This window comes from Marinobacter sp. NSM, from assembly GCF_052380025.1.
GTDB lineage: Bacteria > Pseudomonadota > Gammaproteobacteria > Pseudomonadales > Oleiphilaceae > Marinobacter.
On sequence record NZ_JBQTCK010000003.1, the window covers coordinates 530,112 to 542,530 of the forward strand.

11 protein-coding genes are annotated in these 12,419 nt (G+C 59.6%); 5 read left to right on the forward strand and 6 right to left on the reverse strand.

Annotation, left to right across the window (positions count from 1 at the left end; all coding sequences use genetic code 11):
- The first annotated feature begins 55 nt into the window (after nucleotides 1–55).
- Entirely contained in the window at nucleotides 56–1,219 is a 1,164-nt protein-coding gene (locus ACTZWX_RS10075) for an OmpA family protein (RefSeq protein WP_444713807.1), read from the forward strand.
- Nucleotides 1,220–1,300: 81 nt separating this feature from the next.
- On the opposite strand, the gene ACTZWX_RS10080 is transcribed toward ACTZWX_RS10075, so the two are convergent.
- A complete protein-coding gene (locus tag ACTZWX_RS10080; RefSeq protein WP_444713808.1) occupies nucleotides 1,301–2,545 on the reverse strand; it encodes a methyltransferase in 1,245 nt (414 codons plus the stop codon).
- On the opposite strand from ACTZWX_RS10080, the gene ACTZWX_RS10085 reads away from it, so the two are divergent.
- Entirely contained in the window at nucleotides 2,544–3,224 is a 681-nt protein-coding gene (locus ACTZWX_RS10085; protein ID WP_444713809.1) for a tRNA/rRNA methyltransferase, read from the forward strand. The two genes, ACTZWX_RS10080 and ACTZWX_RS10085, sit on opposite strands and share 2 nt — an antisense overlap.
- 2 nt (nucleotides 3,225–3,226) lie before the next feature.
- Here the strand turns inward: ACTZWX_RS10085 and ACTZWX_RS10090 are convergent, their stop codons facing one another.
- Nucleotides 3,227–4,498, reverse strand: a complete 1,272-nt coding sequence (locus ACTZWX_RS10090; protein ID WP_444713810.1) for a D-amino acid dehydrogenase — start codon at nucleotides 4,496–4,498, stop codon at nucleotides 3,227–3,229.
- Between the two features lie 12 nt (nucleotides 4,499–4,510).
- The gene (locus tag ACTZWX_RS10095; protein WP_444713811.1) at nucleotides 4,511–5,341 is read right to left on the reverse strand and encodes a polyphosphate kinase 2 family protein; all 831 of its coding nucleotides are present in this window, start codon (nucleotides 5,339–5,341) and stop codon (nucleotides 4,511–4,513) included.
- A 119-nt stretch (nucleotides 5,342–5,460) separates the two neighbouring features.
- On the opposite strand from ACTZWX_RS10095, the gene ACTZWX_RS10100 reads away from it, so the two are divergent.
- The 3 genes from ACTZWX_RS10100 (at nucleotide 5,461) to ACTZWX_RS10110 (ending at nucleotide 9,161) form a co-directional block, all read left to right on the forward strand.
- A complete protein-coding gene (locus tag ACTZWX_RS10100) occupies nucleotides 5,461–6,270 on the forward strand; it encodes a TatD family hydrolase (protein WP_444713812.1) in 810 nt (269 codons plus the stop codon).
- Complete coding sequence (locus ACTZWX_RS10105; RefSeq protein ID WP_444713813.1) at nucleotides 6,267–7,475, forward strand: HD-GYP domain-containing protein; 1,209 nt, start codon at nucleotides 6,267–6,269, stop codon at nucleotides 7,473–7,475. The genes ACTZWX_RS10100 and ACTZWX_RS10105 overlap by 4 nt, the downstream gene beginning before the upstream one ends.
- A gap of 66 nt (nucleotides 7,476–7,541) precedes the next feature.
- Nucleotides 7,542–9,161: a Na/Pi cotransporter family protein gene (locus ACTZWX_RS10110; RefSeq protein ID WP_444713814.1), complete on the forward strand. Its 1,620-nt coding sequence runs from the start codon at nucleotides 7,542–7,544 to the stop codon at nucleotides 9,159–9,161.
- Here ACTZWX_RS10110 and ACTZWX_RS10115 read toward each other — a convergent pair.
- Genes ACTZWX_RS10115 through ACTZWX_RS10125 form a run of 3 tightly spaced genes read right to left on the reverse strand, consistent with a single transcriptional unit; the run spans nucleotide 9,131 to nucleotide 12,363 of the window.
- On the reverse strand, nucleotides 9,131–10,528 hold the full coding sequence (locus tag ACTZWX_RS10115; RefSeq protein ID WP_444713815.1) for a diguanylate cyclase domain-containing protein: 1,398 nt from the start codon (nucleotides 10,526–10,528) through the stop codon (nucleotides 9,131–9,133). The genes ACTZWX_RS10110 and ACTZWX_RS10115 overlap by 31 nt on opposite strands.
- Nucleotides 10,529–10,537: 9 nt before the next feature.
- Nucleotides 10,538–11,410, reverse strand: a complete 873-nt coding sequence (locus ACTZWX_RS10120) for a phosphate/phosphite/phosphonate ABC transporter substrate-binding protein (protein ID WP_444713816.1) — start codon at nucleotides 11,408–11,410, stop codon at nucleotides 10,538–10,540.
- A complete protein-coding gene (locus ACTZWX_RS10125) occupies nucleotides 11,407–12,363 on the reverse strand; it encodes an ABC transporter substrate-binding protein (protein ID WP_444713817.1) in 957 nt (318 codons plus the stop codon). The genes ACTZWX_RS10120 and ACTZWX_RS10125 overlap by 4 nt, the downstream gene beginning before the upstream one ends.
- Nucleotides 12,364–12,419: the final 56 nt, after the last annotated feature.

Sequence of the window (12,419 nt, forward strand, 5' to 3'; positions counted from 1 at the left end):
GAGTTTTCATTCCTGAGAGAACTGCAGGAAATAACAACTAAACAGGAGGTTCTGCATGAAGATCATGCGCCCGGTCGCTCTGGCCGCCCTTACAGCATCCCTTGCCACGCCCGCTCTGGCCGACCGCCAGGAAACCATTTACCTGAACCCATTCGCCGGCTTCCAGCTGTTTGATGACAAACGGGATCTGAGCGAAACCGGCACCTTTGGTGTTGGCGTTGAGTATCGCTTCCTGCCGCGCTGGTCGGTTGAAGCCGTGTACTCACGGGCTGATGCGGACCGCAAATATGTCGCGGGAGAATCAGAGTTCCAGGAACTGAGAATTGACGGCACCTATTACTTTGCCGGCCCGGACGCAGTATGGAACCCGTACGTATCACTGGGTGCCGGCCATGCCGAATTCGGTGTGGGTGCCGGCCATGCCGAATTCGGTGTGGATGATACTATTTACTACACCACTGCAGGCACCGATCACGAAGAAACCCGTGTAAACGTGGGCGTGGGCTTCCGCTACAATGTCAGCGACAGCATCTCCATCCGTGGCGATCTCCGAGAGTTCCACGGTATTGATGAAAGCACCTTTGACACCATGGCCTCACTTGGCCTGAGCTGGGCCTTCACCCGCACTGTTGCTTCCTCGAAGCCCGCTCCTGCCCCCGCGCCAGCACCGGCTCCCGCAGATTCGGACGGTGATGGTGTGCCCGATAACCGCGATCAGTGCCCGAACACGCCAGCCGGTGTTCAGGTAGACAGCCGGGGCTGCCCGGTGGACAGCGATGGTGACGGCGTGCCGGATTACCGCGACGAATGTCCGAATACTGCTGCCGGTGCCACCGTTGACGAGCGCGGCTGCGAAGGTATGACTGAAACCGTGGAAACCATTGAGCTTAGGGTTCAGTTCCCCACGAACAGCTCCGAGATTGATGCCACGTTCGATAACGAAATTCGTCGCGTAGCGGACTTTATGGCCGAGTACCCGGAAACCACCGTGGAAATCGCGGGTCACTCCGACAGCATTGGTGACGCGGAGTACAACCGCCTCCTGTCCCAGCGTCGTGCCGAGGCCGTTGCTAACCGGTTGACCAATGTGCTGGGCGTTGATCCGGAGCGCGTCAGCGCCATGGGCTATGGCGAAGCCGAGCCGATTGCCAGCAATGACACGACCGCTGGCCGTGCCCAGAACCGCCGTGTTGAAGCACGCATTCAGGTTAGTCGCTAAGACCAACTCATAAGGTAATGAGCAAACAAGGCGCCCTCCGGCGCCTTGTTTGTTTCCGAGCCAACGCTCTTCAGAAAGACATCAGTCCGACACCCTGACCGCATCCAGCAACAGGTTGCGCGGAGTCAGTGAGCGCTCACAAAAGGCCCCCAGCCGCACCCGATAGCCCTGCTCCTCCAGGAACACCGCATAATCAAACACCAGCCAGAGCTCCAGCGGCCGCCGGAACAGGTGCCGCAGCAGTTCGTGCCGGCATACTTGCTGGAACCGGCGTTCCCCTTCAGCCAGCCAGTGCTGCCAGTCCAGGCTTTCCGGCAGCTCCAGGCGCTTTTTATCGGCCGCCCAGGCACAGAAGGTTCTGAAATCACCTGCATTCAAACGCCCGGGATGGGATGGTACTGGAAGGTAGCTATCGACGCCGCGAAGGTGCCGCTGAAGGGCATCAAAGCCCAGGCGCCAGATACTGATTTGTCGGGTTTGCTCGCGCACCCTGGCCGGGGCCGTAACGGTCTCCTGCACCGCAAGCCGAAGGCCGTTGCGATCAATGCTCAATGCGCCAGCGTGGTGCCGTGCATGCTCAGACATCAACGGGTAGGTTTCATGTTCGGTAAGGTGATAACAGCAGGGCGAGAAACTCAGACGTGGTGTCTGTTCCACGCTGCCTCGGCGAATCAATTGCCGGTGCAGGTCTCCGCAGGCATGCAAGGCAACACCATGAACACTGCCGGGCCAGGTCAGGGTTTCAGCCATGACATCCTGATGGCGCAGGGTGACAGGATCCTGGTAATGCTGCGCCAGGCGATTGCCATCCGCCACCAGTTCCGGATTCCATTCAAACCCCAGCACCGAAGGCGCCCCTTGCCCAACCAGAGTGCGGGCCAGATGGCCCTTGCCGCAGCACCAGTCCAGTACCGGCCCAGTCAGTGGCCGCACCGATGCTGAAAAGGCGCCTGCCTGCTCGCGCTTGCGCCCCGGCATATCCACCGCAGCCACTTCGGCCAGCGCCGCCGCCCGGCTGTCGTCTGTGGTGGTCAGGGCAGGCACCGCTATCAGGTCAGGGTAACCGGCCAGGTCCGGGACGAAGCAGGCGACGCTTTGTGAAAGTTCTGCCAGATTCTCTTCCAGATACTCACAGTCATGGTCACCCAGCGCTTCCAGCCAGGCCGCGAGTTCCGGACAATCCCGGCTCCACGCCGGTGCTGGTTCCATAAAGGGAATCGGGCGCCAGAGTGGCTCATGCCGGGCAAGCCAGTCGTTCACGGCCTGCCAGCGGTTGTAAAAAGTCACGGGCGACTGGTGTACACTCGCCGCCGGAGGTAACGTCATGAAACTGGCCTTTGTACTGGTTGAACCAAAAGTTCCGGAGAACGTCGGCGCGGCTGCCCGAGCCCTGTGCACCATGGGTTTTTCCGACCTGTGGCTGGTCAATTCCGACCTGCATACCCGGCCGGAAGCCCACTGGCTGGCCCATGGCAGTGATCACATTCTCGATAATGCGCGCATTTTCCCTGATCTGGCAGCGGTAAGAAACTCCGCGGATCTGCTGATGGGCACCTCGGCCAAGCCCCGGCATAACAGGCAGGACTGGCACGAGCCCGCCGCACTTCGCACGGTGCTCTCTAACAAGGGGGATACAGCGGCCACGGCTGCCCTGGTATTCGGGCGGGAAGACCGGGGCCTGGCCAACGAGGAGCTGGCCCTGTGCGATCTGTTGACCGGGTTCCCCATGGCGGTGACTTATCCCTCCCTGAACCTGGCCCAGGCGGTGATGCTTTACGCCTGGGAGCTATCCGGGCTGCAAAAAGCCAGTGTACAGCCGGAAACCGCGGCCAGCACATCAGGCCTGGCGGCACTGCGCTCGCGGCTGGAGAGCCTGTTGCCAGAACTGGACGCTCCGGCAGACGAAAAGCTATCCCAGTGGGTGTTCGAAAAACTGCCGCTGCTGTCTGACCGGGATATCGGCTTCGTTCACACCCTGTGTGGCAATATCGAGCGCAAACTCTGACGCTATTCCGCAAAGCGTCCGGGCCGGAAAGCATCCAGCACCACAGACGGCTCCTCGCCATCAATCACCTGGGCAATGACATCTGCACTGCCGGCAGACAGGGTCCAGCCGAAGGTACCGTGGCCGGTATTCAGGAACAGGTTGTCCCTGGGGCCTTTTCCGATGATCGCGGGGCCGTCCGGCGTCATCGGGCGGAACCCGGTCCACGTCTCTGCCGCCGCCAGGTCCGCACACCCCGGAAAACGGGATTCAACGGACCGTTTGATGGTATCAATCCGCGCTTGCGGAATGTCCCGGTTGAAGTCCGCCAGCTCGACAAATCCGGTTGCACGCAATCGGTCACCCAAGCGGGTAGACACCACCTTGAAGTTGTCATCGTGAATCGTGCTGAGCGGGCCCTTGGCCGCATCATGCAGGGGTACGGTGATGCTGTAACCCTTGATCGGATAGATCGGCAAACGCAGCCCCAGTGGCTGCACCAGTTGAGGTGACCAGCAGCCGGCACAAACTACAAAGGCGTCCGCCTCCAGGGTTTCCAGCCGACCGTCGGCGTTGGTCAGCTGCACCGCTTTCACGCGGGTATCGTCCGCGATCAGCCGCTCCACCTTCACATCGTATCGGAAGTTCGCGCCCAGCTGCTCGCACACGTTCGCCAGTGAGCGGGAAAACCGATGGCAGTCGCCAGTGCCATCGGTTTCATAGCTAATGGCACCGTACAGGGGGCCATCACCGGTCATACCCGGTTCCGTTTCCCTGACCTGTGCCGGCGTCAGTAGCCGGGAGGCAATACCCATGTCATTCAGCAGTTCGTGAATAGCCCGGTAGTCATCCATGGCCTCCGGCTTGCTGGCCAGGTGCAGCAGCCCACGATGCTGGCCGTCGAAGGCCAGATCGTGTTCCTGCTCAAGGGCCACGAAGCGCTCCCGGCTGTGCATGCCCAGACGCAACATGGCCCGTTTGTTCAATCCGAATAGACCCGGCGACCAGGCATAACGAAGTGTGGCGAACATGAAACGCATGGCATCCAGTGACGGCGGCACTTTCAGTTTCAACGGGCCGGATTTCTGCAGAATCCAGGGCAAGGCCTTGAACACCATCGAGGGGTCGGCCCAGGGATAGACCACACCATAGGATCGCTGGGCCGCGTTGCCTTTGCTGGTTTCGTTACCGGCCAGCGGATGGCGCTCCAGCACCGTCACCTGGTGGCCACGGCGCAGCAGCTCACGAGCCGTGGTAACGCCGACCACACCACCGCCTACAACCACGATATGCATAACTCGCCTCCGTTACTCCACGCCATTCTCAGCCAGCAGGGTCCGATACTCTTCCAGTACATCCGGATGCTCCTCCGGATAGTCTGGCGCCAGGCTTTTGAGCACTTCCGCCACCAGCGCCGCCACAATGGCCCTGGCCTCAGGTTTGCGATCTCCGGGCACAATAAACCAGGGCGCCTCATTGGTATGGGTGGCTGCCAGCGCTTCCTCCGCATACGCCTGGTATTTATCTCGCATTTTCCAGCCCTCGATATCGGAGCGGTCAAACTTCCACCGTTTACGAGGCTTGTCCAGGCGCTTTAGCAACCTTCGCTTGTGTTCGTCTTCGGACAGATTCAGCCAGACCTTCACCACACAGGTACCCTCACTGACCAGGTGCTGCTCGAAATCCCGAATCGCCCGGTACCGGGCTTGCCAGTTGTAACTTTCCTCGGCCCGCACCGGCCAAACCCGTTCCGCGATCACCGCTTCGTGGTGGCTGCGGTTGAATGCGACCATCTGCCCATAAGCCGGCAACAAAGGCGTGACACGCCAAAGGAAATCATGGGCAGATTCTGTTGCTGTGGGCCTGCTGAACGACCAGGCATGAAAGCCTGCAGGATCGGCATAGGTAGCAAGTGTTCGAATCAGGCTGTCTTTGCCACTGGTATCCGGGCCATGTATCACCAGCAACAGGGCTTTCCGACCATTGGCCCAAAGCCGGCGCTGGTACTCGCCGATATCTTCCAGGCTCGACTCCAGTGCCGGTAGTTTTTCGTCGTCATCCAGCAGACTGGGGTATCGACCCAGCGCCGGCTTTTTCGGGTCCAGAAACCATGTTCGTGCGAACGCCGTATACTCCATCAAGGAAACTCCCTATCAGCACGATGCAATGCAACGATCACCCAAGGTGATAAACTAGCGTGATCCAATTCTCAGAATAGCAGCCAAGCGACGGCTGTGATGGAGCATAGACCCCAGGCATGAGTAAGAAACGTCGTGAGATTCCCGTATTTGATCACCCGATCATCGAGACCCACTGCCATCTGGATTACCTGAAGGATCGGCCACTGGCCGAGATCCTGGAACAGAGCCGCAAGGTGAACATCGAACGGGTGATCACCATTGCCGTGTCTCCGGAAAACCTGGCCGCTGTGCGAGAACTCAGCCAGCTTGAGCCCTGGGTGTATGGCACCCAGGGCATTCACCCCCACGAAGCGGAAAGCTATTCCGATGAGGTAGAGGCTGAAATCCGCGAGCATGCCCGGGATGACAAAATCGTCGCCATCGGCGAGATCGGCCTGGACTATTACTACGACAATGCAGACCGGGGTGTGCAGCGGGAAGTATTCCGTCGCCAGCTGCAAATTGCCTGCGACAGTGACCGCCCGGTAGTGATCCACAGCAGAGAAGCAGACGACGACACCATCGCCATCCTGCAGGAGTTTGAGCAGACCCTGACCCGCCGAGGAGTGATTCACAGCTTTACCTCCGGCGCCGGGCTGGCCCGCTATGCGCTGGATCAAGGCTGGTGCCTTGGTTTTAACGGCATCACCAGCTTCAACAAGGCAGAGAACGTTCGGGATATCGTGCGCATGGCCCCGATTGAGCAGATTCTGCTGGAAACCGATGCACCTTTCCTGACGCCGGTACCCTACCGTGGCCGGGAAAACGCACCGTTCTATCTGCCGTTTGTTGCCGAGAAAATCGCCGAGGTGAAGGATCTCCCCCTCGACCAGGTCTTAGCCCAGACTTACCAGAACAGCCTGAGGACGTTCTTCCCACAACCATGATCAAACGCATCCCCATCGCTGCGTTGAAGGTCGGCATGTACATTTCCGACCTGAATAACGACTGGATTCCCCATAACACCCAGCGCAAGAAAGGGGTGATCAAGCGGGAAGAGACCATCGAGAAAATCCGCAGGATGGGGGTCCAATACGTCTATATCGACGTTGAGAAAGGGCTGGACTCCCAAGACGCTGAGACCGCCCAAGAAGTGGATCAGCGCAATGAACAGGCCCTGCAGAATGCAGGTGAACAGCGCCCGGGCATCCAGCACAGGGTTGCCCTGACAGAAGAGATTGTCATCGCCCAGCGGATTCACAGCCAGGCCCAGGGCCTGGTGGGCAGTTTCATGAACAACGTCAAAATGGGTGCCGCCATTGATATCGCGCCCATTCACCAACTGGCCGACGAACTGCAAAACTCCGTTCTGAGAAACGCCAACGCCCTGAGTTGCCTCGGCCGCATCCGTGAGAAAGACAACTACCTGCTGGAACACTCCGTTAACCTCAGTGTGCTCATGTCACTGTTCGGCAACTACCGTAAACTGCCGGCAGACGTACTGCATCAAACCGTGGTGGGCGCCCTGCTCCATGATCTTGGCAAGATCCTCACCCCAGATGACATCCTGCATAAACCCGGCCGCCTGACGGCGGAAGAATTTGAAGTGATGAAACTGCACGCCCGGCACTCCAGGGACATCCTTGCCAGCACCGAAAGCATCGGCGAAATCGCCGTGATTACCGCCGCCCAGCACCATGAGAAACTGGATGGCAGTGGTTACCCGGAGGGTCTCAAGGGCGAAGAAATTACCGAATACGGGCGCATGGTGGCAATCACCGATGTGTACGATGCCATCACCTCCGACCGGGTGTATCACAAGGGTATGACGCCGTCCCAGGGGCTGAAAAAACTGCTCGAATGGAGTGGTGACCATCTGGACCCGGAACTGGTGAAACAGTTTATCCGCTGCATCGGCCTGTACCCGGTGGGCTCGCTGGTACTCCTTGAGAGTGGACGGCTGGGGGTGGTGGTGGAAACCAACGATCAGGATCAGCGCCTGCCCGTGGTACGGGTGATATACCACACCCGGTTTCGACTACCGATTACGGTGGAAACCATCGATCTATCCCGCGCCGGCAACCAGGACCGGATTGTCCGGGCGGTGGACCCGGAAGACTACAAACTGGATGTGCGCAAATTCCTGGCCTGAGGCATCGCGCCAGCCAACCTCTGCTACACTCGCCACTAATCCGAAAATCACAACGACAACCGAACCATGATCTCATCCGTGTTCCAGATTCTCGGTGGCCTGGCGCTGTTCATGCTGGCCATGGAAATGATGACCACCGGCCTGAAGAACGCCGCTGGCCACCAGTTACGACACCTGTTAGGCACCTGGACCAGAACCCCCCTGCGGGGCCTGATGGCCGGCTTTGCCATCACCGGTATTGTGCAGCACTCCGGGGCGGTTACCGTTGCCACCATTGGCTTTGTCAACGCAGGCCTTCTAACCCTGGCTCAGTCTCTCGGGGTCATTTTCGGTTCCAACATAGGCACCACCATGACCGCCTGGCTAGTCAGCCTGGTGGGGTTCGGGTTCAAGATCGAAGCCCTGGCGCTGCCGCTGCTGGCGGCCGGTGTCGGCTTCAAGATGATCAGCCGCAATCAGCGGAACCAGTTCCTAGGGGAGGCGCTGGCGGGCTTTGCGCTGTTTTTCCTCGGCCTGTCGATTCTCAAGACGGCACTGGAATCCCTGGCCGGGGGCTTTACCGACGGCGGTATTATCAGCCCGGATTATGGCCTGTTTACGTTTCTGGCCATCGGGTTTCTGGCCACGGTTCTGACGCAATCCTCCAGCGCCGCCCTGGCCATTGTTCTGACCGCTGCAGCCGGTGGGTTGATCAGTCTGGACAATGCGGCAGCGGCGGTGATCGGCGCCAACCTGGGCTCCACTTCTACGGCTGCCCTGTCGGCCCTCAAAGCCACCGCCAATGCTCGCCGGCTGGCGATTGGCCATATCCTGTTCAACGTATTTACCGGCGCCATCGCCCTGATGATACTGCCGGTGATGCTGTGGACCCTGGCGATGCTGACCGACTGGCTGAACCTGGAAGCCAACCCCGCCGTTTCTCTGGCGCTGTTCCACACCCTGTTCAATGTCCTGGGGGCGGCCATTATGCTGCCATTTACCAAACCCTTTGCCCGATTTCTGGGCCGGATGTTCCGAAGCAAGGAGGAAGATAATGCCGTGCCCCGTTATCTGGACGATACCCTGATCACCACGCCAGAACTGGCGATCGGGGCGGTGGACCAGGAAATGAAACGACTGATCGGCCATAGCCGGGGCCTGCTGAGGGTGTGTCTTGATCGGGAGAGCCTGACCGAAGCCGATATCCGGCCGAAAGCCGATGCCATCCGCAACCTGAACCGGGCGATCACTGACTATATCGGCCGACTGAGGGCAGAAAAAATGCACCCGTCTGTGGTGGATGCCCTGACCATCAGTATCCGCACCTGCCGCTACCTGGCCGAAGCCACCGATCTCACCACCCGACTGTTGCAGCTGCGGCAGCTAAGCCACCGGACCGAGTTTGCCGAGCAAGCTGAGACACTGGAGCACTATCTGGATACCATCCGGGAGCTGATCGCGTCAGAAGGCCCGGCTGAGACGCTGCTGGCCGAGGCAGAGGGCACTTACCACCGGTTGAAAAACACGATGTTGCAGATGATGGTACGGCGGGATTTCAGCACCACCCTGGGGGACCAGGCTCTGGATACCCTGAGTTCTGTACGGCGGCTCAATGACCAGTGGAGCAAGGCCCTGAAATGGCAACCGGCCATCCATTTGCTCAATGGCGCCCAGCATCAGCTGCCTGAGTCAGAAAACCTGCAGTAACGGTTTTTACCCTCACGTTTGGCGCGATACATGGCCTGGTCTGCTTGGCGTAACAGCTGGTCGCCATCCAGCTCCACGTTTTGCGGGTACAGGGTATAACCCAGGCTGGCAGACACCTCAACACTGTGGTCAGCTACCCACACCGGGTCGCCAATCTTGGTTAATAAGCGCGCCAACAACGCCTCCAGGGTTTGCTGGTCGGCGACGTTCACCACGATGGCGGCAAATTCATCACCTCCCAGCCGGGCCAGGGTGTCTTCCTCGCGCAGGGTTGAACGCATGCGGCGGGCAACTTCCACCAACAAACCATCCCCTGCGTCGTGCCCGAAGGCATCGTTGATGGGTTTGAAATGATCCAGATCGATGTAAATCACCGCCAACTGATAGTTCTGCCGGCGGGCCTGGGCCATGGATTGCTCCAGCCGGTCCGAGAACAGCACCCGATTCGGCAAGCCGGTCAGTGAATCATAGTGCGCCATGGTGCGCAGCTGTTTCTCGGTTTCCTTGAGCTGGGTGACGTCACTGAACACCCCGACGAAATGACTGAGCTGCCCCTGCTCATCGAACACGCTGCTCAGGGTGAGGCTGAGCACGATGGCGTGACCATCCCGGTGCCTGCTGGAGAATTCGCCGGTCCAGACGCCGTGCTTGCGCGCCGCAATCAGGATGGCACTGCCTTCGTCCATGGGCATGGGTGGGAGGTTGCCTACCGCCACCTTGTGGTCCCGCCCGGTAATCAGTGAGTAGGCTTCGTTGATGTCCATGACAACACCGTGGGCATCGGTGATAAAAATAGCTTCACGGGCATTCTCAAACACTCGCAGGGCCAGTCGCTGGCGCTCCTCTGCATACTTACGGCGGGTAATGTCGTACCAGGAACAGAGAATGGAAGGGCTCTCCTGATCGTGTTCATAGACTGGCGCCAGGGTCATATCCACCCAGACATCGGAACCGTCCGAACGCACGAACAGCCACTCAGACTGTGCCACTTCTCCGGTCGTTACCCGCCTGATCAGTGCATCCGCTTTTTGCAGGGAAGGTGTACCGTCCGGCTGCGCATGGGGCGAGAAAGTGGGCAGGCTCTTACCTAAAAGCGATGCCTCGGAGGTGTAACCCACCAGATCCACGGCGGCCCGGTTGCAATTGATCAGTTCCCCGTTACGGATCATCAGCATCGGCTGGGGCCAGCTGCCAATGAGCTCACGCTGGCGCCGTTCCTCGGTAGCCAGCTGGCGCTTCTTGCGGCTGAGCCAGAGACTGGTGACCACGAGCATCACGAAGAGAACTGCAACCGTCAGCACCCAGATCCGGTACTGGTTCAGCACATCCACCCAGGTGACTCTAGGCACCTGGTCATAGGGCGCCATTCTCAGGGTTCAGGCCAGGTCTTCGACCGACTGGTAGTCTGCGGGGGGTGAAAACCCCGCCAGGCCCGCCGCCCGGGCAGCGGGGTGACCACGTTGCAGAGCAAACAGGGCAGACGCCACCTGACGCACAATCTGGCTATCGACATGGGGCAGAGATACCAGCGGCCACTCAGGGTAGAGGCGGGTAGACACCGCAAACGGGAAGCCGGCCAGCGACTGGACATGAATCATTTTCAGCTCGTCCGCCAACGCCGGATTTTCCTGGATGAGTTCCTCGTATACGCCGGTCCGGACAAACCCAACATCGGTATCGCCGGTCAATACCGCTCGAATGACTCGGTCATGATTACCCAGGTGCACCATCCGGTTGTGGCGGAGAATGTCCACACCCGCATCCCTCAGCTCCAGCGCCGCTGCCTGAAAGCCACCAAGGTAATAAATACCCGGGGTAGCTATGCTTTTGCCTCTGAGGTCTGCCAGGCGATTGATGTCACTGCGTTCGGTGCGGGTCAGGATTAGGCCACCAATACTGCCAGTGGAACGGCCTTGCCACTCTCGTTGCAGGGTGGCAAGCACCCCGGTCAGGCTGCGCTCGCTGCGGATCATCAGAAAGTGACTGGGGTTGGTCAGAAAGAAATCCACGCGATTGGAGGCCAGCGCCCGGTTCATGTCATTCTGATTGAATACCCGCAGTCGCACCTCCAGTCCGGTTTCCTGGCTCAAATACTCTGCCAGCAGGCTATAACGTTCCTCGATCACCGGCTCTGGCCGGTAAGACAGAATCCCCAGAGTGACAGCCTCCTTGGCCACGGCCAGCGGTGCCCAGAGTCCGGCCAGCAGGCCTAGCACTAGAATAAGAGTGCAGGAACACAGCCGGTTCATGACAAACTCCGAGGCAGGAATGACGGGTCGCAAAGGCGTTCGTACACAGGATGGCTGGCCATCAACCCCTCGCGGACCAGAATGCCGGACAGTCGTTTCGCGACCACCTCAATCCGGCCATGATGAGCCAGGTATCGCTGGTTGGCTGCAAGCTCCGGAAGCATCACCGTGGCCAGGGAGCGGCGCACCGAATCCGGCGTTATTCCCTGACGGGTGGCGACTCGATACACTGCATCATGCATGCTGCGCACCAGATGATGCTGGCCCCGGAAGTAGCCGTACACCAGATCACGCACCGAACCGGGTTTTCGGCGGGCGGCTGCCTCAGTGACGATCAGGGTATCAAAGATGGTATCAGGCACGTGACTGCTATCGAATAGCCGGGTACCTCCGGCCTGCTCCAGCACCGAGGCAGTCGGCTCGTAGCATACCGACGCTTCAATATCGCCATTTTGCCAGGCGGACAAATGGCGATTCACCGGCAGATCAACCAACGAAACCTGATCGGTACTCAAGCCGGCCCGCTCCAGAATAGAGAACAGCATAATCCCCGAGACGCCACCCAGTTCGACGGCGATGGACCGGCCCCGGAGCCCGGCAAGACTGGTGATGGTGGGTTTGACCACCAGGACATCGGCACCGACAGACACGTTGGTAACCGTTACCACACGCAGGGGTACGCCCTCCGCGTATACCCGTAACGCTTCATCCAGGATCAAGGCGGCGGCATCCAGCTCGCCGGCCAGCAGACCCGCCATGGAGTCGCTGGCTGCCGAATGTTTGACCAGCCGAACCGAATCCGGCAGCCAGCCAAACTCCTCCGCCAGGTAAAGGGGTTCGTAACCAATCCAGGGATGAATGCCAGTACGCAGCGGTGCGGATTTTGAACAACCGGCCAACCCCAGAGCCGAAAGGGCGGCAACGGACAGTTGCAGGAATTGGCGGCGGTTCATTCAGGCTCCGGAGCGGCATCGTTTATTCGGATACTAATACGTAGCCACTATATCGG

Bases quoted from the DNA above. Each gene is read 5' to 3' on its own strand.
- ACTZWX_RS10105 (WP_444713813.1), top strand. From the start codon at position 6,267: ATGATCAAACGCATCCCCATCGCTGCGTTGAAGGTCGGCATGTACATT.
- ACTZWX_RS10110 (WP_444713814.1), top strand. From the start codon at position 7,542: ATGATCTCATCCGTGTTCCAGATTCTCGGTGGCCTGGCGCTGTTCATG.
- ACTZWX_RS10075 (WP_444713807.1), top strand. From the start codon at position 56: ATGAAGATCATGCGCCCGGTCGCTCTGGCCGCCCTTACAGCATCCCTT.
- ACTZWX_RS10080 (WP_444713808.1), bottom strand. From the start codon at position 2,545: ATGACGTTACCTCCGGCGGCGAGTGTACACCAGTCGCCCGTGACTTTT.
- ACTZWX_RS10115 (WP_444713815.1), bottom strand. From the start codon at position 10,528: ATGGCGCCCTATGACCAGGTGCCTAGAGTCACCTGGGTGGATGTGCTG.
- ACTZWX_RS10090 (WP_444713810.1), bottom strand. From the start codon at position 4,498: ATGCATATCGTGGTTGTAGGCGGTGGTGTGGTCGGCGTTACCACGGCT.
- ACTZWX_RS10095 (WP_444713811.1), bottom strand. From the start codon at position 5,341: ATGGAGTATACGGCGTTCGCACGAACATGGTTTCTGGACCCGAAAAAG.
- ACTZWX_RS10100 (WP_444713812.1), top strand. From the start codon at position 5,461: ATGAGTAAGAAACGTCGTGAGATTCCCGTATTTGATCACCCGATCATC.
- ACTZWX_RS10120 (WP_444713816.1), bottom strand. From the start codon at position 11,410: ATGAACCGGCTGTGTTCCTGCACTCTTATTCTAGTGCTAGGCCTGCTG.
- ACTZWX_RS10125 (WP_444713817.1), bottom strand. From the start codon at position 12,363: ATGAACCGCCGCCAATTCCTGCAACTGTCCGTTGCCGCCCTTTCGGCT.
- ACTZWX_RS10085 (WP_444713809.1), top strand. From the start codon at position 2,544: ATGAAACTGGCCTTTGTACTGGTTGAACCAAAAGTTCCGGAGAACGTC.